Origin of the sequence: Albirhodobacter sp. R86504, assembly GCF_042466415.1 — a bacterium.
In the GTDB taxonomy this organism is placed as follows: domain Bacteria; phylum Pseudomonadota; class Alphaproteobacteria; order Rhodobacterales; family Rhodobacteraceae; genus Albirhodobacter.
The window spans coordinates 169,667-193,856 of record NZ_JAXHCH010000002.1 but is presented as its reverse complement, the minus strand read 5'-3'; the positions used below and the strand labels follow the sequence as shown (position 1 = coordinate 193,856).

The following is a 24,190-nucleotide window of genomic DNA, read 5'->3' as shown; positions in this document are numbered from 1 at the left end:
TAATTCCGCTTGGACGCAAACCTGATCATCCTCTCCCCGCACCAATTGGTGCGGGGAGAGGCGTTTCGCTCGACTTAGCCGTTGTCTGGCGTTTCAGCTTCCATGCGGCCTTCGCCACGGCGCTCCATGCGCTCTTGCATTTTGGCTTCCATCGCGGTGACTTCATCTTGCGTCACAACACCGTCGTCATTGGCATCGATCCGGTCGAACATGTCTTTACGATCGCCTTTGCGGTCACCGTCGCCTTTGCCGTCGGCCTTCCGGTCGCCTTTATGCGCCCCGTCACCCTTGCGCTCGCCGCCCTTACGGTCGCCGCCTTTGTGATCACCCTTGCCGCCATGCGCCGCCATTTCCTCGGTCGTCAGCACGCCGTCACCGTCCGCATCCATCGCGGCCACCATAGCCTCCGCGCGCTTTTGTGCGCGCTCGGTTGCCATCTTGTCTTGATGCGCAACAAGTTCCTCTACAGTGATCTTGCCATCCTTATCGGCATCGAGCTGCGCGATGCGCTCGGCTTGCATCGAGGCGCGGTGCGCCGCAAACTCTTCCTGAGTGATTTTGCCATCGCCATCTGCATCAACAGCCGCAAAATCAAACTTCGGACGCATCTCGCCGCGCTTGCCGCCCTCATGGCCCTCAACTTGCGCCGGTGCAGTGGTGTCTTGCGCGAAGGCGGGGCTCATTGCAGCGCCCGAAACAGCAACCATGATTGCAGCGGTGATAAAAGTCTTGAAAGTCATCGTCATCTCCTTGGTTGACGTATGCGTCTCTCGACGCTCACATCTAATAAACGGAAGATGGCGGTGTTTCCGTCGCCCCCATCACCGCGACGTGAACCACATGTGATCACGGCCTTTCGCAGCTTCACTATCGAGGCGTTGGGAAGCTGTTAAAATTCGCCTGATGAGGATCACGCTGCGACGTCATGCCTCTTTCACCGACTCAAGCTTGGGCCTATGCTGCCCCAAACTCGGAGGCACAATGTCACACCCTATCCCATCCAGCTCGATACAAGACGACGATCGCCCGATGAAACGTGCAGTCTTGCGCGGCCTGCTTTGCCGTTGCCCCAACTGCGGGAAGGGCAAGTTGCTTCAGGGATATCTCACCGTGCGCGACTCGTGTTCAGCTTGCGGCGAGGATTTCACCGCTCAGCGCGCTGACGACGGCCCCGCCTATCTTACCATTCTTCTCGTGGGCCATCTGATGGCACCATTGATGCTGGCCGCTTTTGTTGCTTATCGCCCCTCCGCGATGACATTGATGCTGGTGTTCGGGATTGGCTGCGTTGCCTTGACGCTCGCGCTATTGCCGCGCTTCAAGGGCCTGATCGTCGCGATTCAATGGTCACGCCGGATGCACGGCTTTGGCCATGGCGAGGCCGATGTCGCCTGATCTCCCGCCGATCCGCGACGCATCCACCCTCATCCTATTGCGCCAAACCGCACAGGGGCCGCGTGTTTTGATGGGCCAACGCGGCGCAGGCGCGGTCTTTATGCCTTCCAAGTTTGTCTTCCCGGGCGGCGCGGTCGACGATACGGATGGCGATGTGACCTTTAGTGCGCCCATCAACCCATGTTGCGCCCGTCGCCTCACGCTGGAAACAGATCCCGCGCGGCAGACCGCAACGCCTCCCGCCCTCGTTGCGGCGGCGTTGCGCGAAGTGTTTGAGGAAACAGGTTTGCCGCTCGGCTCGAAAGAAAGCTGGCCCTGCGCCAGCGGCCCCGCCTGTGCGACGCCCCTGCATTTCATGTTCCGCGCGATTACCCCGTTAGGTCGCCCGCGACGGTTCGATGCCCGTTTCTTCATGGCAGATGCCGCACAGATAGATGCCGATCCGGATGATTTTTCTCGCGCGGAGGATGAACTATCGCATCTGCACTGGGTGCCCCTTCCCGAAGCACGCGCCCTCAGCTTGCCTTTCATCACCGAGGTCGTGCTCGCCGAAATCTCTGCGCTCATCGCCAAATATGGCGAGATCTGCGCCGATCCCGACGGGGTCCCGTTCTTTGACAATTCAACCGAGATCGCACGCTTCAGGCGCTTGATCTGACGCCTGTGCCCTCAAGCAGCCTCGCGCTCAGGTCGCAGCCACGATCATCAGCAGGCTGATGATCACCAACGCCATCCCGCCAAGTTCACGCGCGCTGAGCCTCTCTTTGAACACAAGCGCCGAGACCAGCAGCGTAAAGACAATCTCAACCTGCCCGACTGCGCGAACAAGGGCCGCGTTTTGCAACGAGAACGCAGCGAACCACCCCGCAGAGCCTAAAACCCCCGTCACACCGACCCAAACCGTCTTGCGCCATGCTTGTAAGACGCGGCTCAATTCGTTTGGCTCGAACATCCGCAGATAGATCGCCATCCCAATGGATTGCGCGCATGTCACAAACGACAGGGCAACCAACGCGCGCGCCACAAACGACATCGGCAGAAGCTCGGCCGTTGCCCCACGATACCCGATGGCGGAGATCCCAAACAACGCGCCTGCCGCCACCCCGTAGAGCGCGGCCCTGCGATCGAACCGCACGCCCTTCGCGCCACGGATCAACAGGATCACCCCGATAATCCCAACGGCAATCGCGACGAGTTCAAACGCTCCGACAACCTCGCCCAGAACCAGCCATGAGAAAAGCGCGACCTGCACTGTTTCAGTTTTCGTGAATGCGACCCCGACCGCAAAATTCCGCAAGCTAAACAGCGCCACGGTGAGAAACGTCGCGATGACCTGAGCAAGGCCGCCCAAAAGCGCGAACCCGAAAAACGCGGCGCTTGGGCGGGGAACAACCTCCCCCCCGAGGGTCAGAACCGTGAGCGCCGCCAGAGCCGCAAGCGGCGCCGCGAATAGAAAGCGCGAGAATGTCGCCCCGCCCGTCGAGAGGCCAATCCCTTTCAGGCGTTTTTGCAGCATGAAACGCAGCGTCTGAACGAGTGCCGCGAACAGGGTGATCCAGATCCAAAGGCTCATGCCCGCCCCCCAGGTCGCTGGCGTCTCACTTCGCCAATCCCTCAGGCGCGTAGCCGTTGAAGGCCAAGACCTCCCGCGCCGCAGAAATTAGATCCGCCCGCGCCGCGCCTGGCCGCGCGAGGATAACCGCGTGATGGCCCGAAGGCGCGCCCAGAGCCGCAACGCGGTAATCCTGATCCATCCAAAGAACCCAAAGCGGCTCATCGCCATACCCGCCCGACGGCATAATCCGCCCGCCCGGCCCCACAAGATCCGCCCGCGCTGAAAGCGCCGCTGGGGCTGGCCCCGTGCAATCAATTCCCGAAATATCCCAACCGTAATCGCGTCGCGCCCATGTTTGATCCGCGCCGCGACAACCGGCCGTGTGGCTCGCCTCAACGCGCCATTCCCCCGCGAAGCGATCGGCCTCGAACAGCGAGGCAGACGAAATCTGCGCCGCCGTATCACGCCGGTTTTGCGGCGCGTCTGGTGGTGTTTTTGCGCATCCGACCAGACTTGCCGCACCGATCATCATGATGCCCGCGAGTGTCAGGCGCCGGCGCACATCTGCGCGGTTCAATTTACACATTCTGTGACGCGAGCCCCTGAATTGGTGATAATCTCATTGCACCCGCGCAGGGGCGAAACCGGCGAACAGGTCATTGAGCGCGCCAGACAGGCCCCCTCGCAATCCGAGCCGATACGGCATGATTTGCCGCCGTCGCGCGGCTCTTTGCGGCACAGGCTCAGAACACCCATCTGCACCAACTCGCCCCCTTGCGCCGCGCAAGTGTCGGACTCGAGCGCGATCAACCGGTCGCCGACCGGCGGCAATGGCTCCGGCCCCTCGGGTTCGCACGCGGCGAGAAAACCAAGGGCACATAACGCCATTACCCCAAGGAACGCGCGGCGCATCAGAATGGCATCGGATGGGCGCGATGCGCCGCGGAGATTTTCGCCTTGATCTGATCGTCGAGGACGAGATCCGCCGCATCAATCGCCGGATCAAGCTGTGCGATGGACCGCGCGCCGAGGATCGGAACGCAAGAAAACGGGCGCTGCATGGAGAATGCGACCGCCATCGTCACTGGGTCCAACCCAGCTTCCGCAGCAATGGAGCGATAGGCTTCCACCGCGGGCCAGACCCGCGCCGTCGCCCGCCCGCCCAGATCAGGCACCTTCGAGCGGCGAGAGCCGTCCGGAATGACCGTACCGCCGCGATACTGCCCCCCTAAAAGACCCGCCCCGAGAACGGAATAGGCCAGCAAAGTCACGTCTTCATTGACGCATAACTCGGACATATCCAGATCAAAGTAACGGCACAAAAGGGAGTATTCGTTTTGGATGGTCGCCGCACGCGGCCCGTGCCCCGCTTCCGCGAGGCGCAGCCATTGCGCCGTTCCCCAGGCGCTCTCGTTCGAAAGGCCGAAATGCCGGATTTTCCCCTCACCCTTCATCGCGTCCAGCGTCTCGAGGCACTCCGCCATATGCGCGAATGTCTCCTCGCAATTCTGCGACGAGGGGTCATAATTCCACGTTTTACGGAAGTGATAACTGCCGCGGTTTGGCCAATGGATTTGGTAAAGGTCGATATAATCGGTCCGCAGGCGCTTGAGAGATCCTTCCACTGCGCTGCGCAAGGTCTCGGGCGTTACCGGCGCACCGTCGCGCACCGCTTTCGCACCGAAGGACGCAACCTTGGTCGCAATCACCACGTCGTCGCGCTTTGCGCGCTTTTCCAACCACGTGCCGATGATCGCTTCTGTTCGGCCCGAGGTCTCTTTCGCAATCGGATTTACCGGATAGATCTCGGCTGTATCAATAAAGTCGATCCCGCGAGACAGGGCATGATCGAGCTGCGCGTGACCGTCCGCCTCGGTGTCCTGCGACCCCCATGTCATCGACCCTAGACAGATCGCGGACACGTCCAAATCGGTGCGGCCTAAGCGAATTTTTTTCATGGCATACCCTCTCTCAATTCGCGCGGACACTGCCACAGCGCATGGGTTTGGGAAAGCCCCGCACCGCATTCTCCCGCATAGAAAAGCGCGCGGCCTTTGCATGGCCGCGCGCTTTTCAAGTCATCCGCTGGTGATGTGCGTGCCCAGCTTGGGCGTTTTAACTGGCTTGCGGGGGGGAGAATTCCGCGATGGGGAATTCCACCGTCAGGCGGAACGAGCCTTCAAGCGGCTCCATCAAAGCACGGCCGCGCATCTGCATCGCAAACGCTTCAATCAGTGACGTGCCCAACCCGCCGCCTTCGGAGCTTTGTGTAGCCAGCTCGGGGGCGCTGGAGTTCTCCGCGATAAACCGCGCGCGCTTTGCATCGAGAAGCTCAAGTCGCACTTTGATCCACGCCCGTTCACCCGGGGCAGCTGAACCGTAATATTTAAGCGCGTTCGTAACCGCCTCCCCTGCCATCAACGAGAGCGGCACCGCCTGATCGGGATAAAGCGCAATCGGCGCGTAATCGAGATCAACATCCAACTCGGCCGCCGCCGTCGAACCCGCCTCAATGGTCATATCAACCACCGCATGCAGCAACTTATCCGCCCGCACACGTCCAGACTGGTCACCCTCATAAAGCGACCGGTGCACAGAGGCGATCGACATCACGCGCATCTGGATGTCTTGCAACGCCGCCCGCACACCGGGGGATTGCACCTTGCGCAGCTTCATATTGATGATCGAGGAAATCAGTTGAAGGTTATTCTTGACGCGGTGGTGCACTTCTTTGAGCAAAACCGTCTTGTCATGGATCGTCCCTTCCAGCTCGGCCTCGTCGCGCACGACCGTCTCGGCCAAATGCAGCCAAGTCTGTTCGATTTCGCGGATCTCTGTCGGCATTGACCGGCTGATCGGTTGCGGGTTGAATTTGCGCGTATCGATGAACGCGTTCATCTCCGCCCCCATGCGCTTGATATGGCGGATCACCAGCGAATGAATACCGAAGAACGCAATCGCCAGACAGGCCGCCCACATCAAAACCGGCAGAACCAGCGGCGAGATCACCGTCCAGAAGCTTGAGAATACAAAACGTTCGCGCGGCCATGCGCCAATCGCGTAGAGCGTGCCCTCCACAATCGGCACAACGGCGAAGGCCATCTCGTCACCGCCATTCGTGCGTCCGGTGAAGGCCATTCGGCGATCCGTTGTCAGCGCCGCGAGATCGACTTTGGCTGGCAACCGTTTCTCCACCCCTTCCAAACCGTCCCGCGCGCTCATCACGACGCCGGTCTTGTTGAATGTGATCAGATCAATTGGCACCTGCCCTTTTTCTACCGCATCGAAAATACGCGCATGCGGCAGGGAGACGGCAACATAGCCTTCAAAGACGCCCTCAACAAAATAGGGCTGCGACAAGATAACCACCGAGGTGCGCGAGATTGGCGCGTCCGCGTTCATCGTTGCGCGGCGTTTAGGGTCGCCCGATTGCGCGGTGAACGAGGTCGAAGTTTCCAAGCTCCGTCCGACACCTGAATTGGCGCAAACCAGTAGACCGTCTTTATTGATGTAGCCGGCAAAGGAATAAACCGCGCTATTGGCCACATAGCTCCGGAAGAACTGCGAACATTCGGCAGGGTTTTCGAGCAAACGCGGCATCGCCAACATCATTGCATCCAGTGCGCCGAACCCCTCGCGCACCAGCGCGATTTCGTTCCCCGCAGCCTCCGCAGTCAGCGCCAAAAGCGCCTCTTCGGAGCGTTGATCGACTGTTTCAGCGATGTGGCGCGATTGCAAAACCGCAATCAGCCCGATGGGAAATAATGCAACCGCGAGTAGCAGCGCCAACCGCACCGCGACTTTGTCAAACCGACGTGTTAGCCACATCTGCCATCCCATCTAATCTGCTTGCGCCCTGAACGATCAAGAGCAGCGGTAAAATTTGCTCACCGTTGCGCTCGGTGCGTATAATTCAGGGGGATGGCCGTCACATAGACCGCCCTCCCGCACTCATATTCACAACGGCAACAGTCGCGCGGTCTGTCAATTCCAGTGTCTCAGTTTCCGACATCTGCAAGAGTTCTACAAGCCGTTTCCGCCCCCTATTTACCCTACTCTTAATTGTGCCCACCGCGACATTGCAAGTCTCTGCCGCCTCCTCGTAAGCAAAACCGGATGCCCCGACCAATATCAACGCCTCGCGCTGCTCATCGGGAAGTTGCGCAAAAGCCGTAAAGAAATCCTTCATAGCGAGACGGCCATCATGATCAGGCTTGCTGGAAAGTTGTGCCGCAAAGACGCCATCAGGGTCAGATACTTCGCGCTTTGCACGGCGACGGTCAGAGTAATACGTGTTTCTGAGAATGGTAAAAAGCCACGCGCGCATGTTCGTACCGACCGTAAATTTGTCGATATTGCGCCACGCCTTCACGATAAAATCTTGGACAAGATCATCCGCACTTGCCCCGTTTCGTGTGAGCGAAAGGGCGAAAGCACGCAGCGACGGCAGGTGCGTCACGATCTCGTCTCGCGGATCGGTAAAACTTTCATCCGGCGACTGAGGATCGGAATTCTGCCCATGCACGCCGGCAGATTTTGGCTCACCCAAATCGCTTACGCGTTCAATTCCATCCGCCGCATCGACGGGTTGCAATTTTTCATGCGCGGTCATGCTGGTCTTCCTGATCTTTCAACTCTTTGAGAAGTTGCAAGAATTTATCTGGAACAGGCTCCGAAATCTTTTCCTGAAACACCCGGCGCAGGTTCACTTCGATCTGGCGATCCAAATCATTATCTTGATTATTGTGCTTCATGTTCTGGCTTACTCCGGGCATTTTTCTGTGCAAAAACTATCTGACCTATGGAACTAAACTCGATGACGGACGTTTTGTTCCCGAGATAAACAGAAAAATATGAGGAAACATCATGACGGCTGACGCTTCGCCGCAACACCTCTCGCGCATCATCGCGGATTTGCTGCCTTACCTGCGTCGCTACGCGCGCGCCCTGACCGGAAGCCAATCGGGGGGGGACCGCTATGCTGCGACGACACTCGAAGCTTTGCTGATAGATCGGTCCGTGTTCCAGCGTGGCCTGTCCCATAAGGTTGCCTTGTTCCACAGCTTCCACCAAATCTGGTCCAGCTCTGGCGCGCCGGTTGAGGAGGGTGAGACTGGCCTTAAAGGACGCGCCCAAGAACACCTCAAGCGGCTGACACCGAATACGCGCGAGGCGCTTTTGCTGCGTACCATTGAAGAATTCGAGCCTGAAGAAATCGCAACCATCATGGATATCGAAACTGACGAAGTTGAATATCTGTTGCGTGTTGCCGCGGACGAGATGCGTGATGCGGTCGCGGGCCGGATCATGATCATCGAGGACGAAGCGATCATCGCCCTTGATCTGCAATCTATCGTGGCCGATATGGGACACCGCGTGACAGGCGTCGCGCGCACGCATGAAGAGGCCGTCGCGCTGTTCGAGGCCGAGCGACCCGATATGATCCTGTCGGACATCCAACTTGCCGATGGCTCCTCGGGGATCGAAGCCGTGAACGAAATCCTCGCCACGGCGGGCGATGTTCCCGTCACATTCATCACCGCCTTCCCCGAGCGCCTGTTGACGGGCGAACGCCCGGAGCCGGCCTTCGTGATCACCAAGCCTTACTCGGAGGCGCAGGTCCGCTCCGCGATTTCGCAAGCAATGTTCTTCGCCTCGACAGAGACGCTGATCGCCTGATCACACCGCATCGATGATACCGAAAGGCCCCAATTCTTTTCGGGGCCTTTTTATGTATTATCCCTGCAAAGAGGCCAGAAACGCCGCCACGATCTGCTCGGGGGTGAGATCGACAGAAAGTGTCACTGCGGTCTCATCGGGCGCTGGCTCCTCCAAGCTTGCCAATTGGCTGTCGAGCAGCGAAAGCGGCATGAAATGGCGTGTCCGCTGCGCCATGCGGCGCAATAAGACGTCGCGACTGCCTTGCAGATACAAGAACTCGACTCGCCCCCCCGCCTCGGCCGCGATCAGATCTCGGTAGCGACGCTTGAGCGCCGAACATGCGATCACGCAGGGCGCGCTCAACTCCGCGGCGTCCTCTGCCGCGCCGCGCCGGAAGACCCCTCCGACCCGCCGCAACCACGGCAAGCGATCCGCGTCGTCGAGCGGCTCCCCGCGTGCCATCTTGTCGATGTTGGCCTGCGGGTGCAGCGCATCCCCATCAACAAACACGCCCCCGATCCGCGCGGCAAGGAGCTCCGCGATCGTGCTTTTACCGCATCCGCTTACGCCCATGACAACCACCCTCATAGCGACGCCGTGATGCCGCCGTCGACGTAAATCGTCGTGCCGTTGACAAAGGAAGATGCCTCGGACGACAGGAAAATTGCTGCTCCGATCAGTTCTTCGACCTTCCCCCACCGCCCCGCGGGCGTCCGCTTGGCCAACCACGCGCTAAACTCGGGATCATCGACGAGCGCTTGATTGAGCGGTGTCTCAAAATATCCGGGGGCGAGGCCATTGCACTGTAGCCCGTATTTCGCCCAGTCCGTCGCCATCCCCTTCGTCAGATTGGCAACAGCGCCCTTGGTGGCCGTGTAGGGAGCGATGCCCGGGCGCGCGAGCGCGGTCTGCACCGAACAGATATTGACGATCTTGCCCGCACCGCGCGTGATCATATGCCTCGCAACCGCCTGCCCCACATGAAACACCGACGCGACATTGGTCTGCAACAACCGCTCGAACGCGTCTGCCGGAAATTCTTCGAGCGGCCCGCGGTGCTGCATCCCTGCGTTATTGATCAAAATGTCAATCGCACCGGTCTGCGCCTCGAACCCGTCCACCGCGGCGCGCACAGATGCGTGGTCCGTCACATCGAACGCCAAACACTCGACCTCTCCGCCCTGCGCGCGGATCGCCGCCGCCATCGCCGAAAGTTTGTCGCGATCCCGCCCATTGAGGACAATCGACGCCCCCGCCGCCGCAAGACCGGCCGCAAGAGCCGCCCCGATCCCCTGCGAAGATCCTGTGATCAGCGCCCGTTTTCCTGTTAAATCGAATAATTGAAGGCTCATGCCACTCCCTTTCCTCGCTCCCTGAACGACGCCCCGGTTAATTTACGCGTCGATACCCTCAAAACGCGGCCCACTGCCTTGTCACGAAAGGCTCGGTCCGCCTCGTCAAAAAACAAATTTACCCTTAAACAGTCTCGAATATTTTTACGCACAAGCCTATGTAGACCCTGCTTGAGAGAGCGACGACACCGTCGTTCTACCGCGTCAATCTTAACAGCGAAGGGGTTCAGCGCCCATGACAAAAAGTGAAATCGGCCTGATCGGCCTTGGAACGATGGGCTCGGCGCTAGCGCTGAACATCGCTGAAAAGGGCCATGACATCGCAGTCTGGAACCGGACAACGGCGACCACCAAAACATTTTTCGAGACCGCAGGCGATCTCGCCGCGCGGATCACACCCACCGAAACTCTCAAAGAGTTCGTGGCGGCGCTGGCAACGCCGCGTGCCATCATCCTCATGGTGCCCGCAGGACACCCCGTCGACGATCAGATTGACGCGCTCTTGCCGCTTTTGGAGGCGGAGGACCTGATCATCGACGCGGGCAACGCAAACTTCCACGACACCAACCGTCGGATGCGCGCCCTTACACAGCCCTTCCTCGGGATCGGCGTCTCGGGCGGCGAAGAAGGCGCGCGCCACGGCCCGGCCATCATGGGCGGTGGGCCACGCGCGCTGTGGGACCGTGTCGGGCACATCCTACAAGCCATCGCGGCCAAACATGGCGATAGCGCTTGCGCCGATTGGATGGGCGAGGAAGGCTCCGGCCATTTCGTCAAAGCAGTCCATAACGGTATCGAATACGCCGATATGCAATTGATCGCAGAGGTCTACGGCCTCATGCGCGACGGCCTCGGGATGGATGCTGATGCAATCGGCACGATTTTTGAGGGCTGGAATGAGGGCATCTTGCAGTCTTACCTGATCGAGATTTCCGGTAAGGTCGCGAAGGCCCAGGATACCCAGTCAGGCGGCCCTTTGCTTGAGGTCATCAAGGATTCGGCGGGTCAAAAAGGCACCGGCCGCTGGACGGCCATTGAGGCGCAGCATCTTGGCGCGGCGATCCCCGTCATCGAGGCGGCTGTCGTCGCGCGGAATATGTCGGCGCGCAAAGATCAACGCGGTGACATGGAAGCAATCTATGGCAAAGCACCGCAAGCCATTGATGGTGCTACCCTGCCCGTCGAAATGTTGGAGCAAGCCCTCATCGCGGGTAAAATCCTGTGCTACGCCCAAGGTTTCGAGATGATCGCGGCAGCCTCGGCGCAATTTGGCTGGTCGTTGGATTTGCCAGCGATTGCGCGCGTCTGGCGTGAAGGCTGCATCATTCGCTCTGCGATGCTCGACGACATGGCAAGCGCCCTCGCGCAAGCGCCCGATCGTTCGCTCATGGCGGCGCCGTTCTTCTCGGGCAAGCTGAAGGAGACGCATGGCGCCCTGCGTCAGGTCGCATCGATTGCTGCGTTGAACGGATGCCCAGCCCCTGCCCTTAGCGCAGCACTGGCGTATTTCGACACGATGCGCACCGAACGCGGGACGGCGAACATGATCCAAGGCCAACGTGATTTCTTCGGCTTGCACGGGTTCGTCCGCTTGGATGACGCGCGCACCGATCAGCACGGCCCTTGGGCCGCGAAATAATCACCCATTCACCTCCGGCGCCTCCGATCTGCGGCGCCGGAGACCTCACTTGTGCAGGCATAGCTGCCCCAAGACCGAGCTCGCGAGACCTCGGCGCAGGCCGCATCTCTTACGGCCCTTCCTGACAACGCCCCGAAATTTCGCGCTCCGTCTCCCAGATGCGCGCGGCGACGCGCCCTCTTGGCATCTCGCGCACCGCAAGCAATGCGACGGTCGATCGCGCGTCCTCGCAAAGCCCCGTCGCCGACAGCGTCGTCGCCTCGGCTGATCTCATACCCTCTCAAACAGCCCTCTCCGCGTCACGCGCGCAATCCGCCTGATCCATGGCTTGACAAAATTAATTAATCGATCAATCTATTATTACGAATAACAAAAACTTTCACAGGGATATGACAATGAGCGAACCAACGGATTTCGATATTTTACAAGCAGAACTGGCCGAGAAGGGCGTCAAATATCTACTGCCGAGCTATGTTGATATACATGGTGCATCGAAGTCCAAATTGGTCCCGATTGCCCATCTTAAACGCATGATGAACGGATCAGAGCTGTGCACGGGGGCGGCTTTGGATGGTGTGCCGCAGGTGATCAGCGATGATGAGGTCGGCGCACATCCCGATCCGGCCTCCTGCATGATTCAACCCTGGCAACCCGAGGTTGCGTGGTTTGCCAGCGACCTGTGGTGCGCAGGAAAGCCGTTTGAACCTTGCAGCCGCAACATCTTGAAACGTGTTTTGGCCGAAGCAGAGGCGATGGGCTACAAAATCAATCTCGGCATGGAAGCCGAGTTCTTTGTCCTCCGTGAAGGCGAGGATGGCGAGGTGCTGCCTGTCAGCACGCGTCATAACCTTGCTAAACCTGCCTATGACGTGCCGCGCGCGCTGGAAAACATGGGATGGCTTAGTGAAACCGTCGATGCGATGAATGAGCTGGGTTGGGATGTATATTCATTTGACCACGAAGACGGAATTGGCCAGTTCGAAATTGACTTCGCCTTCTCCGATGCGCTGACCACGGCGGACCGTTTCGTGTTCTTCCGCCGCATGGCTGACGCGATTGCACGCAAGCATGGGGCGTTCGCAACGTTTATGCCTAAACCCTTTGGGAATTACGCGGGCAGTGGCGCGCATTTCAACATCTCAATTGCCGATGCCAAGACCGGAAAGAACCTATGTGTGCCGGAGGGCGAAGACCCGCGCGGCTGTGACATCTCCGAGATCAGTTACCAATTCGTGGCGGGAATGTTGAAGCATCTGCCGACCCTCAGCGCCGTCGTTGCACCAACGGTGAACAGCTATAAGCGTTTGATCTTGAAAGGCAGCAACTCTGGATTTACTTGGGCGCCCGTTTTCCAGTGCTATGGCAACAACAACCGCACCAACACGATCCGCATTCCAGGCGGTGGCGGACGCATGGAGTTACGGTTGGTAGACCCGATGTGCAACCCCTATCTGGCGGCAGCTTTAACCATCGCGGCCGGGCTGGAAGGCATCAGGGAAAAGGCAGACCCAGGTAACCCGCATTTCGAAAATATGTACGAGAAAACACCGAAAGAACTTGAGGCATTGGGGGTCAAGACACTGCCTCGAACACTGGAAGAAGCGCTTGACGCGTTTGAGGGCAGCGCGCTGGCAAATTCGGTCTTTGGCGACCGGATGTTTGCATCTTGGCTGGAGTACAAGCGTGGAGAATGGTTGAGCTATCTGAACCACGTGTCTGACTGGGAAGTAAAACGCTACATGCAGTTCTACTAAAGTCCGCCTGATGTGCGGGGGCCCTCAATGGGGCGCCCGCACATCACAATGCGCGTCATGTAGCGGCATAGCCCAAAATCGCCCAAAGGGTCTGCTCGAATTCTTGGATCGCCCGCTCAATGTCATACTCTTCCGCGATCTGGGTGCGGACAACTGCACCGTCCAGAAATGTCGAAATCAAGGTGCTTACGTGCTCAGGTTCTCCGGCCGTGAAGACACCAAGGGTTTGCCCCTTATTGATGCAATCAATGATGAGCCGTTTTTCGGTGTCGTAGAAATGTGCGATGGCCGCGTCAACGCGAGTGCTTTGGCTGCTCGAATGATTGTAATCGATTACCAGTGTGAGAACTTTGGCGATCTCACTATGCAATTCCACATGAAGCTGCAGCCACTCGTGGATCAACCTCACAGGATCATCGGTGCCCTCACTAACCTGCTCAAATCGCTTCAGCGCCGTCTCCAGCGCGTGTTCGATAGATGCGTTAAACAGGTCATTCTTATCGCGGTAATGGTAATAGATCACGGCGGTGGTCACGCCCGCCTCATTACCGATTTCCTTGATGGTTACGGCACTAAAATTTTTCCGCGAGAACAGATCAAGCGCGCTCTGCTTCAGAAGAACGGCGACATCACGCGGCGTGTTAGAGTGCTTTGGCCGCCCGACTTTGGTCATTCCGCCTCCCGCTGCGTGACGCAGATACTCTTGACGTCTCAATCCTCAAAGACACCGCAAGCCCTTTGTGATCCTTCCGGCATCACATGAGGGCAAATTCCATAGAAAGGTCCCCCTTGAATGCGACGCTTTACTGCAAAAAATTTCACTCTGCAATCGGGTACGACGGTGCCAGAACTGCACATCGCCTTTGAAATCTATGGGGAACTGAACGCCAACCGCGATAATTTGGTGGTCTTTCCAACCTATTACACGGGTCGGCAAACCAGCAACGCGCCTTATTTCGCGGCGGGGCGTGCGCTCGATCCGGCGCGTCACTGCATTCTTGTGCCGTGCTTGATCGGCAATTCGGAATCGTCCTCCCCCAGCAATACAGACGGGGCGTTCGCCGGAGCCAATTTTCCCAAAGTCACTCTCCACGACAATGTTCGCCTGCAGCGCGCCCTGGTCAACGCGGTATGTCCTGTTGAGCAGATTGCGCTGGTGACGGGTTGGTCGATGGGCGGATGCCAGGCATTCGAATGGGCCGCGCAATGCGGGGATGGTGTCGCACGCGCTTTACCATTTTGCGCCACCGCCAAATGCAGCACGCATAACCACGTCTTTCTGGAGGGCGTGAAGGCGGCTTTGACCGCAGATCAAGATTGGCATGGGGGGCATTATGATGCTCCGCCTGAGAAAGGGCTTCGCGCGTTTGGGCGGGCCTATGCAGGATGGGCCTATTCAAGCACTTATTTTGACAAGGCACTATACTCGCAACGCGGGTTCAAAGACGTAGACGCCTTGCTGTCAGACTGGGAAGAAGACCATCTGAGCTGGGACGCCAATGATCTGCTGTGCAAGCTTTGGACATGGCAGCATGCGGACATCAGCGCGAACGCCCGCTTCAGCGGTGATCTCTCAACTGCGCTGCGAAGCATCACGGCAAAAATGATCGTGATGCCGTCCCAGACCGATATGTATTTCAACGCGGAAAACAGCGCGGCCGACTCCGCCCAAATTCCGAACGCGGAGTTCAGGCCGTTTCCGTCCGCATGGGGCCATTGCGCGGCAACCCCTTCTGCACCAGATCCGGCATTCTTCGCATTTTTCGATCAGGCAATTGAAGATCTGATGGCGCGTTAGACTCTGCAACATGGCACCAAACGCACCCGCGTCATCGCGCGGGAGTTGACCGAGCGCGTGCGACCGCGTCACTCCCTGACCCGCCTGAAAAAGGCGCGCCGCCTCACGCTTTGCAGACCGGTTCAGGGATTTCCCCCTATCCGCAACTGCTCCCTAAAGGCAGTTCCTCGACCAAGCCGTAAAACCGGCGCGTGCCTCACAATCCGCCAAGGCCCGGCTTGTCTCGCATGCGAATTGTTTCTGCTCCGGCCTCTTATCTCCGCATATTCGAGAGTTGCGATCGACGAGCCAATCTCGAGCCGGCTTCGATTTGCGGCGCAGGGATGGTGCCTGCGGAAGAAACTGCCCTCAACCGACAAGGACTGCCCGCATCCATCCCATCCAAAGCTGACCCAGATATCTCTAGACAGCCCGAATTCGGCGCTCTCGCTTGGGCCATACACCACTTAACCGGACGAAACCTGCACCTGAACCAAGCCTAAGGCAATGCCTGCCAAGCGAATTAACGCTCGACAGGCATTGCGCACCCTATTGCTTCTTTTTGGGAAGACTATTCATGTTTCTGACTACTCTCTGACGTCCGACATAGGTATTACGTCTTAAGACAAACTGATATCAATATGAATCAATGACTTACGCCTTCACGCGACATTTAGGGCCCCGACTTCCGACACGAGAAAACCGTTCTACGACGCATAAAAACCGTTTCTAACCGGAACCAAATACTTCTTATAAAGGAGCAAAAACGAAAAAGCCGCCCAGAGGGCGGCCATTGTTCCGACAGGATATTGAACCTGGGAGTTTACTTGGGGCGGCGCCTGTTGACCTGCCGTTCTTCTTCGTATCGCTGCAATGCTTTCATCGTATCAATCGTCGACCAGTGCTCGGCAACGAAAGGATTCAATTCTTCATCGCAGTCCATACGGATCTCGTAGGCGTCCGCAAAGTGCCCCATATCAATGACGTCGCCTCCCTCCCCCAAGCATCCCCCAATTGCCTCAATCGCCATTTCAATGGCAACACCGAACCGACCGGCGGACGCGTGTATAAGAATTCTGACGAATTCATCGAGAGAAAGAATGCCGGGGTCAGAGATACCCGCATCATTGAACAGCCGCATAAGAGCATTGCGAAGCATCTGCCCGTCGGCATCAAATGTCATTGGGCGCATCTCCATGGGCCGCAGCCTGCGCTTCAGGGGTTCGTCCATATTGACCAAATGCTGGGCCTCTGGCGTTGCCGTCATAATGAGGCAGACCGGCCATTCTTTGTGCTGCATCATGTTGCGAAAAACCTTGAGGAAAGTTTCCACGCTGTCCTTGGTCTTGTAACGCCCGCTGTCCTGAACCTCATCAAGATGAACCGCCGCAACACGGCATTCCTTCAGGTACTCCATGACCAAGTTTGTAAGATAAGTTTCATCCCGCCGCCCCTTCGCCGGGTGCCCCAGAGCATGCAAAATGGCGGTGAGACTTTCCTTAACGGTGGAGCGACCAGGAACGACAACACTCAAAATCCTCGTACCGAAACGCCAATTTCCAGACAGTTTCGTCAACGCTTGGTGTTCCGCGATGATCTCTTCCGCAATCCGCGACTTGCCCGCCCCCGCGGGGCCGATAAGCACCGCCCCCTTCAGTTCGGTCTTTCCAACCCTCAGACGGGACTCGCGCATGGCCAGAACGCCGAAAACACGTTCCCGAAAGCGGTGGTATGTCTCCGTCTTCTCGAAGTGATCTTCAAGACGCACAAGGCGATCTGCCAGCTTAACGCTCTCATTAAAGTCGGCAATAGATTCCGAGCTAACCTGAGTGTCGTAAAGTTGGTCAGGCGTGTAAGGCGCAGCACCGGCGATGGCGTCTCCGCCATCGATGTCGGCAGTAGTTTCGGCGTGAGTATCAATCATGGCATAACTTTCCTGTTCGCGACCATCGTTAGATGACGCGTGATGTTCGGTTTTGGACTTGGGAAAGACCTCTGTGGTCATTTGGCCTGGCTGACGGGACCAGTGATAGATTGTCAGCATGCTTAGGTGTGTAATCGAAAGTGCATGCCATATCCGAATGGCGACCTCACGAAACACAACGCATCGGCGGATGCGGGTATTTACTTGGTGGCGGATGACACCACACCTGAGCGTTAGAGCCTCCTTGTTTTGTTTGTTACGATGACACAAGGGCATCGTACCGTTGATGCAACCTCAGACTGAGGCTGCTTAGGGATGTGCCTGTGGAGTGCCCCCACTGAAGTGGTCCACCAACTGGGATAGTATAATCCCATTTCAGGAGGACCAGAGATGGCTGGAAAGAGAGACAAGCCCGAAGAGATCGTGCTGAAGCTGCGGCAGGTTGAAGTGTTGCAGGGGCAATGCAGCTCGCTTGCCGATGCCGTGCGTCAGATTGGCGTGACGCAGCCGACCTACTATCGATGGCGCAAAGAGTATGGTGGCATGAGCCGGGATCAGCTCAAACGGCTGAAAGAGTTGGAGACCGAGAATACCCGGCTGAGGCGCGCCGTGTCGGATCTGACGCTGGACAAGATGATCCTGACCGAGGCCGCCCGGGGAAGCTTCTAAGCCCTTCCCGCCGTCGTCGATGTATCGACCATGTGCGGCAGACTCTCAGCGTATCAGAGCGCCGAGTTTGCCGCACCTTGGGACAGCATCGCTCGACCCAGCGCAAGGTGCCCATCGGTCTGCCCGACGAAGAACGGCTGACCGAGGACATCATCGCGCTGGCGCGAGAGTTCGGACGCTATGGGTATCGCATGATCACTGGAATGCTGAACAACAGCGGCTGGCATGTGAACCATAAAAGGGTCGAACGGATCTGGCGGCGGGAGGGGCTGAAAGTCCCGCAAAAACAACCTAAGAAGTGTCGGCTTTGGCTGAATGACGGTTCTTGCGTGCGGCTGCGGCCGGAGCGTCCGAACCATGTCTGGTCCTACGACTTCGTCCAAGACCGAACCCATGACGGGCGGATCTTCCGCACGCTAAATATCATCGATGCGCTGCCTGGCAGGCTTTTGCGCAGCAAATGCCGAGAGGGAGTTCACGAAGGAGGCTCTGGTGATCCGTGTCAAACGCAAGCTGAATTCTACAGACGTGGTCGACGCATTGACCGACCTGTTCATTCTCCGCGGACCGCCGGAATACATAAGGTCCGACAATGGCGCCGAATTTATCGCCAAGAAGGTGAGGGCATGGATCGGAGCTGTAGGCGCGAAAACCGCCTTCATCGCGCCGGGTTCACCATGGGAAAACGGCTATCGCGAGAGCTTCAACGCACGGTTCCGGGACGAACTTTTGAACGGCGAGGTCTTCACCACATTGCGCGAGGCCCAGGTCCTGATCGAGAGATGGCGTCGTCACTATAACACCGTCAGACCTCACAGCGCCTTAGGGTACCGTCCACCAGCGCCCAAAAGCATCGTCCCGATAGACCAGAGGCCGACCATGCACTAACATTCAAACTGGACCACTCGGTGGGGGCAGACCAGGAACTTTGATGACTGTTTCCATTTATCGATCTTCAAAATTCAACTACGCGCATGAGCAGTATTATGCTGTCACAAGTGGTCACACGGTGCTCCGCCTGACATTTGGCGCGATCGATGGGCAACCCGGCGGAGCGTTCAAATCGGCCACCGCGAGTGATCTCGGCACGGCGCCAAACTATCCTGATCGGGTCGTGTTGTCCCAAGCGATGCGCCACGGTGTTACGAGCCTCGGTGGTAGAGCGCAGGATGTGAGCATTGCGTTTGACGGCAAGGGGCGCCGCTGCGCGGAAATCGCCTTGTCGGGATCACGGGAGCAGTTCATCAAGGCAATGCACCTGCTCGCCGAGCGAATGGAGCGCTACCTCCGTTGACCGTCGGATGCCGCTCGCGTCAACGGATGTATTACTTTGCGCGGCACCCATTATCAACGTCGCCATGCCGTGGGTGCATGAGCCTCGTTTCCGGCTGAAAAGGCTTCCCGTCGGAAGGTCAATCAGGAAAAACTGCCCGTGACAGTTGGTGAAATGTCATAATTGCCCCCAATTTTTGCCTGATTTCAAAGGCAGATCTTTCGAGGGTGAGCTGGCGAAGACGTCTGGGGTTCTTTTGGCAAACGTTGCCGTGCGCCAGTAGAGGGGGAGAAAATGGAAATGACGGCCGCAGAACTTTCGGAGAGCTTCGGCCTGCTGCTCCCGCTCTGGCCAGACCTGCATACTCTAGCAGACGAGGCAGAGCGAAATACCGACAAGCTCCCTGACTTCTCGACGATCCGGCTGCGCAGCTTTTCGGAGGCCATGGTCAGCCATCTATTCAGGCAGCACGGTTTCCCACTGACCGGCGATGAGACCCAGTTTGATCGCTTAAAGCTGCTTCAGGGCGAGGATCTGCTGGACAGGCGGGTTCTTGGGCTGCTCCACACAATCCGGAAACTGGGAAACATCGCAGCACACGGCAAACGCCCAGTATCGACAGATGAAGCCCGAGATCTTGTTGATGATGCCCGGTCGCTTACTGCGTGGTTTTGCCTCCATATGCGGCCCGATATTGACTGGAACGCGCGGCAACTTTCCTCGCCAACTTCGACTAGGTCGTCTCACGAGACCGCATCCGGGGCACATCCGGTCAGAGCGAGCGCGATCGGAGCCCAAGTGCTTGCCACTGGCTTGGTGACGGGCACTAGCCCGCGTGTGAGGCCGCCGCAGACACGGATCTCGCTGCGGGATATGTTCGAGGAAGAGCTCACGGCCGACCAGCAGAGTTGTATCGCGGCGCTCGACGGTTTTCTGTCAGATGACACCCAACGAGTGTTCCTGCTGAAAGGCTACGCTGGGACGGGAAAGACGTTCCTTGCCGGCGGCCTGACTGAGTTCTTGCTTACCCAAGGGCGGATGTTTTCGCTCGCCGCTCCAACGGGGCGGGCGGCCAAAGTGATCGCTAATAAAACGGGGCAGTCAGCGCGTACGATCCACAGCCTGATCTACGACTATAGCGACATGACCGAGCAGACCGAAGATGACGACGATGGCTCGGCTACTTTCAAGATGATGGCTAAGGTCCGGAATAACGAGGACTTTATCGATGCAGTTGCCATCATCGACGAAGCTTCGCTCGTCTCGAATGTGTATTCCGAAAGCGAATTCTTCCGGTCAGGCAGCGGACACCTGCTGCAGGATCTGATCGCGCACGTAGGTTCAACCCATTCAGGCAATGCCCGTAAGATCATTTTCATCGGCGACCCGGCGCAGCTGCCTCCTGTAGGCATGTCCACCTCGCCTGCGCTAGACGCAGATTACCTTCGCGAGAGATTCGGGCTTGATGCCGCCAGTTATGAATTGACCGAAATTGTCCGCCAGAAGGCCGACAGCGCAGTAATCCGCAATGTCTTGCCGTTGCGCGAAGGTGTCGTCAGCCAACGCTTTAGCAGCCTGTCCTTCTCATTCGACGATGACGTCATCCCCCTGCCCAAGAACAGCGTCACACCGCTCTACATGAAGATTCGCGAGGGTCGCGGCCCCCAAGCGCCAATCATCGTGACCCACTCAAATGCCGAGGCTGCCAATTTCAATCGCGCGATCCGGACGATGCTGTTTCCGGGGACGGCGACCGTTGCCGCCGGTGACAGCGTTATCGTTGCTGCCAATGGCTTTTGCGGGTCGCATTACATTGCCAATGGTGAAATCCTGCGGATCGATTCAGTTGAAACGGCGGTCGAGCGGCGGTCGGTGCAGTTGCGCCAGAAGATTGGCAACAGTGGCATTTCGGAACCCGTTAATATTGCGCTGAGTTTCCGGGACGTCATGGTTGCTCTGCCGCAACCGGATGGCGACGATCTGATCCTGAAGGCCAAAATCCTCGACGATTTTCTGCACGGCGATGACGCCAGCCTGGAATCGGCTCAGCAACGCGCCCTCTACGTCGATTTCCTTAAGCGTCATATGCATATCGATCGGAAGGAGAAGCATGACGAGTTCCAGCTTGCGCTACGTTCAGACCCGTATTTCAACGCGCTTCGCCTCCGGTTTGGCTATGCCATTACCTGCCACAAGGCGCAGGGTGGCGAGTGGAGCCATGTGATTGTCAGTTGCGCGACTCGGCAGAACCCACGCTCGTCGGACTATTTCCGCTGGCTGTATACGGCGATGACCCGGACCAGCGGTAAGCTCTATCTTGTCGACTCCCCGGAAATAAGGTTGCAGCAGGCTGGGACCGGCTTCACACCGTCCTCCGCTCAACCTGTCCGGCCAAGCGGTGAACCGGGACCATCTAACCTGCGCGGCAAGCCGCCTGAACCAAACGGGTCTCCGTCCAGTGCTGCATCGCCACAGTCCGTGTTCCGCACCTGGCTCCAAACTGAGATCCGTAACCGGCTGGATGACACCGGCGTCGAGATCGAGGACGCTGCTCACCACCAGTACCGAGAAGCACACTTCTTCAAGCGCGGCGCAGAAGCTGTTCGAATCGACATTGGCTACAAGGGAAACTGGACGGTATCTGGCGTGACTTGCCACAGACCTGACAGCTTCGCGGAGGAGATCATGGCTCGCCTCGCCGACTTGATTGGGCAGAAACCCGGAGCTGGCGGGTCGAGCGCGTCCGGAGCGAGCGCCCCGGACCGTCCGTTTTTAAAGGATTTCCATGATCGCCTGGTGGCTGCGCTGACGCAAAAGGGCATTAGAGTGCTTAACTTCAAAGAACATGCCTGGAGCCAGCGCTACGCGCTCGCGCGCGGATCGGACTCGGTCACGGTGGATATTTTCTATAATGGCAAGAACCAACTTACCAGGTTCATGCCTGTCAACCCATCGCCCAACCCAGCGCAATCACTCGCGAAACTGCAGGATGATGTCGTGACAGTACTGACACTCAAGGTGCAGCCATGAGTATCATCCGTGACATTGCCAGCCGAAAAGGCCGGGGCGGCAGCAATTGGAACCATCGCTCCAAAGAGGTCACCGAGCTGAGGAAAAGTGGTCAGCTTGAGGCAGCTTATGTGCTTTCGGTGGAGCGTACCGCAGATCCTGAGGCGGATGATTTTGACCGGGCCGCCTATGCGTGGTGCCTCATTGCGCTTGTGAAGCATTACTCCGCCGACCACGATCGACAGATGCTCTCAGAATATCTGGAACATTTGCGGCGCGTCGAAGTCCCCGCCACAGATGGGATGTTGACCGAACACCGCGACAAGGCACTGGCTCTTGCGGACCCCGATCGGCGCGCCGCACAGGCTGCACGCAACCTCAGCAAGCAGGGTAAGCACGAGGAGGCCGCGCGGATCTACGCCAACATTAATGCCAGCGGAAATTTGGAGCCGGACGACCGGAAGTCCTGGGGCTGGGAACTCTACCGGCTGATCAAAGGCGAGCTTGAAGGTAAGCAGGATGACGAACTCTCATCGCCAATCGTGCAGCGCGTAAAGAGGCATCTAAACACCTACCTGAAGCTGGACGTTGGAGGTCCCGATCTACTGCACAGCCTCATGCTGCGTCAGGCGTTGCGGCTGACTAAAGGGGACCACATCAAAGTACTCCCCTTCCTTCGCCTCTGGAACCCGGACAAATTCAGTGACGAAGATTTCACGCGGCAGACGGGAAAGGACGGTAAGATCTACCCTGCGCTCGTCGAGCAAGTGATCCAGGCCGCAGCGTCCGAGGCCGCCGAAAGCGACCGCGCGGATAATCGCCATTTCATTCTGCCGCTTGTTCAGGATGCCATGAAGCGCTTCTCGGATAACATCTGGCTGAAGCTCAACCTTACAAAACTATTACGGGTTATGGGGCGCACTGATGAAGCGCTGAAGCTGGCTGTGGAATTTGCCCAGGAGAAGGCTTCTGAATACTGGGCGTGGGAACTGATCGGCGACCTGGTGCCAAACGATATCGATCTGAAACGTTCTTGCTATGCCAAGGCACTGAGCTGTTCACAGGACGATGATTTCATCGGCAAGCTCCGCGTCAAGTTTGCAGCCTTGCTGGAAGAAAGCCATCCTGCCGAGGCTCGTTTCGAGGTCGAACGGATGATGGCTCACCGGGCCCGCACCGGGTACCAGATTCCGCGCGAAGCCCTGAGCCTTGCCGAAAGGCTTGCGGCTATCAGCCAGAACCCGACTGATCGCACCTTCTATGGCGAGCTTAGCGATGCGGCTGAAGCTTTGCTCTTCTCTCACTTTCCATGGACTGATGCTTGCCTTGGGGACGTTTTCACTATCGATGCGCGGGATGGTCAGAAGCCTCGACGGCGACGTCGGATCTATGTGAAGGGGAATCCGTTCGCAATCGAACTGAGCCTGCCCGAGAACCATGCGGACATCCGTGGAGTGCCTGAAGGCACGCCAATCAAAGTTCAGCACGAAGCCTCGAAGGCCGAGCCATGGCGGGCAACAATTCATCGGATTTGCCCACGAGTTGACGGCAAGCCTATGGATATCATGGCCTCCCGCGTCGGCGTCATCGACCACATCAATCTGGAGAAGTCTTTGATCCATGTGGTTGTCGCTCGAGGAATTGATGGCATCTGTCCGATCGCGCTTTATTCCGGCCAAGCCAAGATCGGCGACGCCGTCGCAGTTCGCCTTGCTCAGCATAATTCAAAGAGCGGCCCCCGCATGCGGATTGTTGAAATCGAAGCGACAGATCAAGCACCTTCCGCCGAAGTATGCCGCCAGTTTCGAGATACAACCGACGTAACGCCGAACGGGCTAGGGTTCACAGGTGAAGACATATTCATTCCGCCGCACATAATCACGGCTGAAGGGATTCAGGCCGGTGATATTGTTGAAGGTATCGCTATTGCCAGTTTTGACAAAAAGCGCGGGAAATGGGGGATGAAGGCAATCCAGGCCAAGTCAGTAGCACCGAATCATTTCGATTTCGTGTAGGAGTGGACCTACCCGGGTTTGGTTCCAGTGAGGTGCTCATGTTGGGCTAACCTTTGTGTTTGAAGGCAAGCCGTGCCATCGACGAAGCCACGTGAGGCCAGTATTTTGGGCCCGAAAAGGTACAGGAACTCTCCGGTTGTTCCTGTATGGGGCTGTAAGAGGGCAGC

At 57.9% G+C, this 24,190-nt stretch carries 22 protein-coding genes and 1 pseudogene; 10 read left to right on the top strand and 13 right to left on the bottom strand.

Features of this window, described 5'->3' with window-relative positions:
- Positions 1 to 74: 74 nt before the first annotated feature.
- Positions 75 to 740 carry an EF-hand domain-containing protein gene (locus SJY32_RS02990; RefSeq protein ID WP_376871417.1) on the bottom strand — a complete coding sequence of 222 codons (666 nt, stop codon included), beginning with the start codon at positions 738 to 740 and terminating at the stop codon, positions 75 to 77.
- Between the two features lie 241 nt (positions 741 to 981).
- Here SJY32_RS02990 and SJY32_RS02985 point away from each other — a divergent pair, with 241 nt between their 5' ends.
- Both SJY32_RS02985 and SJY32_RS02980 read left to right on the top strand, forming a co-directional pair.
- Positions 982 to 1,395 (top strand): DUF983 domain-containing protein, encoded by a 414-nt coding sequence (locus SJY32_RS02985; protein ID WP_376871415.1) that lies wholly within the window; start codon positions 982 to 984, stop codon positions 1,393 to 1,395.
- Positions 1,385 to 2,053, top strand: coding sequence for an NUDIX domain-containing protein (locus SJY32_RS02980; protein WP_376871412.1), 669 nt, complete (start codon positions 1,385 to 1,387; stop codon positions 2,051 to 2,053). The genes SJY32_RS02985 and SJY32_RS02980 overlap by 11 nt, the downstream gene beginning before the upstream one ends.
- Positions 2,054 to 2,080: 27 nt before the next feature.
- Here SJY32_RS02980 and SJY32_RS02975 read toward each other — a convergent pair whose 3' ends face one another.
- The 7 genes from SJY32_RS02975 to SJY32_RS02945 form a co-directional block, all read right to left on the bottom strand.
- A complete protein-coding gene (locus SJY32_RS02975; protein ID WP_376871409.1) occupies positions 2,081 to 2,968 on the bottom strand; it encodes an EamA family transporter in 888 nt (295 codons plus the stop codon).
- A gap of 25 nt (positions 2,969 to 2,993) precedes the next feature.
- Positions 2,994 to 3,536: a hypothetical protein gene (locus SJY32_RS02970; protein WP_376871407.1), complete on the bottom strand. Its 543-nt coding sequence runs from the start codon at positions 3,534 to 3,536 to the stop codon at positions 2,994 to 2,996.
- Positions 3,524 to 3,862 (bottom strand): hypothetical protein, encoded by a 339-nt coding sequence (locus SJY32_RS02965; RefSeq protein ID WP_376871404.1) that lies wholly within the window; start codon positions 3,860 to 3,862, stop codon positions 3,524 to 3,526. The genes SJY32_RS02970 and SJY32_RS02965 overlap by 13 nt, the downstream gene beginning before the upstream one ends.
- Complete coding sequence (locus SJY32_RS02960) at positions 3,862 to 4,908, bottom strand: aldo/keto reductase (protein WP_376871401.1); 1,047 nt, start codon at positions 4,906 to 4,908, stop codon at positions 3,862 to 3,864. Before SJY32_RS02960 ends, SJY32_RS02965 begins: the two co-directional genes overlap by 1 nt.
- A 157-nt stretch (positions 4,909 to 5,065) precedes the next feature.
- Entirely contained in the window at positions 5,066 to 6,778 is a 1,713-nt protein-coding gene (locus SJY32_RS02955) for a sensor histidine kinase (protein ID WP_376871399.1), read from the bottom strand.
- A 100-nt stretch (positions 6,779 to 6,878) separates the two neighbouring features.
- Positions 6,879 to 7,562, bottom strand: a complete 684-nt coding sequence (locus SJY32_RS02950; RefSeq protein WP_376871397.1) for an RNA polymerase sigma factor — start codon at positions 7,560 to 7,562, stop codon at positions 6,879 to 6,881.
- Positions 7,549 to 7,704: a NepR family anti-sigma factor gene (locus SJY32_RS02945; RefSeq protein WP_376871394.1), complete on the bottom strand. Its 156-nt coding sequence runs from the start codon at positions 7,702 to 7,704 to the stop codon at positions 7,549 to 7,551. The genes SJY32_RS02950 and SJY32_RS02945 overlap by 14 nt, the downstream gene beginning before the upstream one ends.
- Positions 7,705 to 7,816: 112 nt before the next feature.
- Between SJY32_RS02945 and SJY32_RS02940 the strand changes: the two genes are divergently transcribed.
- Positions 7,817 to 8,629 (top strand): response regulator, encoded by an 813-nt coding sequence (locus tag SJY32_RS02940; protein ID WP_376871392.1) that lies wholly within the window; start codon positions 7,817 to 7,819, stop codon positions 8,627 to 8,629.
- A gap of 57 nt (positions 8,630 to 8,686) precedes the next feature.
- On the opposite strand, the gene SJY32_RS02935 is transcribed toward SJY32_RS02940, so the two are convergent.
- Entirely contained in the window at positions 8,687 to 9,184 is a 498-nt protein-coding gene (locus tag SJY32_RS02935; protein WP_376871390.1) for a gluconokinase, read from the bottom strand.
- An 11-nt stretch (positions 9,185 to 9,195) separates the two neighbouring features.
- A complete protein-coding gene (locus tag SJY32_RS02930) occupies positions 9,196 to 9,963 on the bottom strand; it encodes an SDR family oxidoreductase (protein ID WP_376871388.1) in 768 nt (255 codons plus the stop codon).
- A 235-nt stretch (positions 9,964 to 10,198) separates the two neighbouring features.
- Between SJY32_RS02930 and gndA the strand changes: the two genes are divergently transcribed.
- Positions 10,199 to 11,602, top strand: coding sequence for an NADP-dependent phosphogluconate dehydrogenase (gndA, locus tag SJY32_RS02925; RefSeq protein ID WP_376871385.1), 1,404 nt, complete (start codon positions 10,199 to 10,201; stop codon positions 11,600 to 11,602).
- A 109-nt stretch (positions 11,603 to 11,711) separates the two neighbouring features.
- Here the strand turns inward: gndA and SJY32_RS02920 are convergent, their stop codons facing one another.
- Entirely contained in the window at positions 11,712 to 11,876 is a 165-nt protein-coding gene (locus SJY32_RS02920; RefSeq protein WP_376871382.1) for a hypothetical protein, read from the bottom strand.
- A 121-nt stretch (positions 11,877 to 11,997) separates the two neighbouring features.
- Between SJY32_RS02920 and glnT the strand changes: the two genes are divergently transcribed.
- The gene (gene glnT / locus SJY32_RS02915) at positions 11,998 to 13,356 is read left to right on the top strand and encodes a type III glutamate--ammonia ligase (RefSeq protein ID WP_376871380.1); all 1,359 of its coding nucleotides are present in this window, start codon (positions 11,998 to 12,000) and stop codon (positions 13,354 to 13,356) included.
- Between the two features lie 55 nt (positions 13,357 to 13,411).
- On the opposite strand, the gene SJY32_RS02910 is transcribed toward glnT, so the two are convergent.
- A complete protein-coding gene (locus SJY32_RS02910; protein ID WP_376871378.1) occupies positions 13,412 to 14,029 on the bottom strand; it encodes a TetR/AcrR family transcriptional regulator in 618 nt (205 codons plus the stop codon).
- A gap of 120 nt (positions 14,030 to 14,149) precedes the next feature.
- Between SJY32_RS02910 and SJY32_RS02905 the strand changes: the two genes are divergently transcribed.
- Positions 14,150 to 15,154, top strand: a complete 1,005-nt coding sequence (locus SJY32_RS02905) for a hypothetical protein (protein WP_376871376.1) — start codon at positions 14,150 to 14,152, stop codon at positions 15,152 to 15,154.
- Positions 15,155 to 15,956: 802 nt separating this feature from the next.
- Here the strand turns inward: SJY32_RS02905 and SJY32_RS02900 are convergent.
- Entirely contained in the window at positions 15,957 to 17,138 is a 1,182-nt protein-coding gene (locus tag SJY32_RS02900) for an ATP-binding protein (protein ID WP_376871374.1), read from the bottom strand.
- A 309-nt stretch (positions 17,139 to 17,447) separates the two neighbouring features.
- On the opposite strand from SJY32_RS02900, the pseudogene SJY32_RS02895 reads away from it, so the two are divergent.
- The 4 genes and pseudogenes from SJY32_RS02895 (at position 17,448) to SJY32_RS02880 (ending at position 24,023) form a co-directional block, all read left to right on the top strand.
- Positions 17,448 to 18,614, top strand: a pseudogene (locus SJY32_RS02895) (IS3 family transposase).
- 43 nt (positions 18,615 to 18,657) lie between these two features.
- The gene (locus tag SJY32_RS02890) at positions 18,658 to 19,020 is read left to right on the top strand and encodes a hypothetical protein (protein ID WP_376871372.1); all 363 of its coding nucleotides are present in this window, start codon (positions 18,658 to 18,660) and stop codon (positions 19,018 to 19,020) included.
- 273 nt (positions 19,021 to 19,293) lie between these two features.
- Positions 19,294 to 22,029: an AAA family ATPase gene (locus tag SJY32_RS02885; RefSeq protein ID WP_376871370.1), complete on the top strand. Its 2,736-nt coding sequence runs from the start codon at positions 19,294 to 19,296 to the stop codon at positions 22,027 to 22,029.
- Positions 22,026 to 24,023, top strand: coding sequence for a DUF7017 domain-containing protein (locus tag SJY32_RS02880; RefSeq protein ID WP_376871368.1), 1,998 nt, complete (start codon positions 22,026 to 22,028; stop codon positions 24,021 to 24,023). The genes SJY32_RS02885 and SJY32_RS02880 overlap by 4 nt, the downstream gene beginning before the upstream one ends.
- Positions 24,024 to 24,190: the final 167 nt, after the last annotated feature.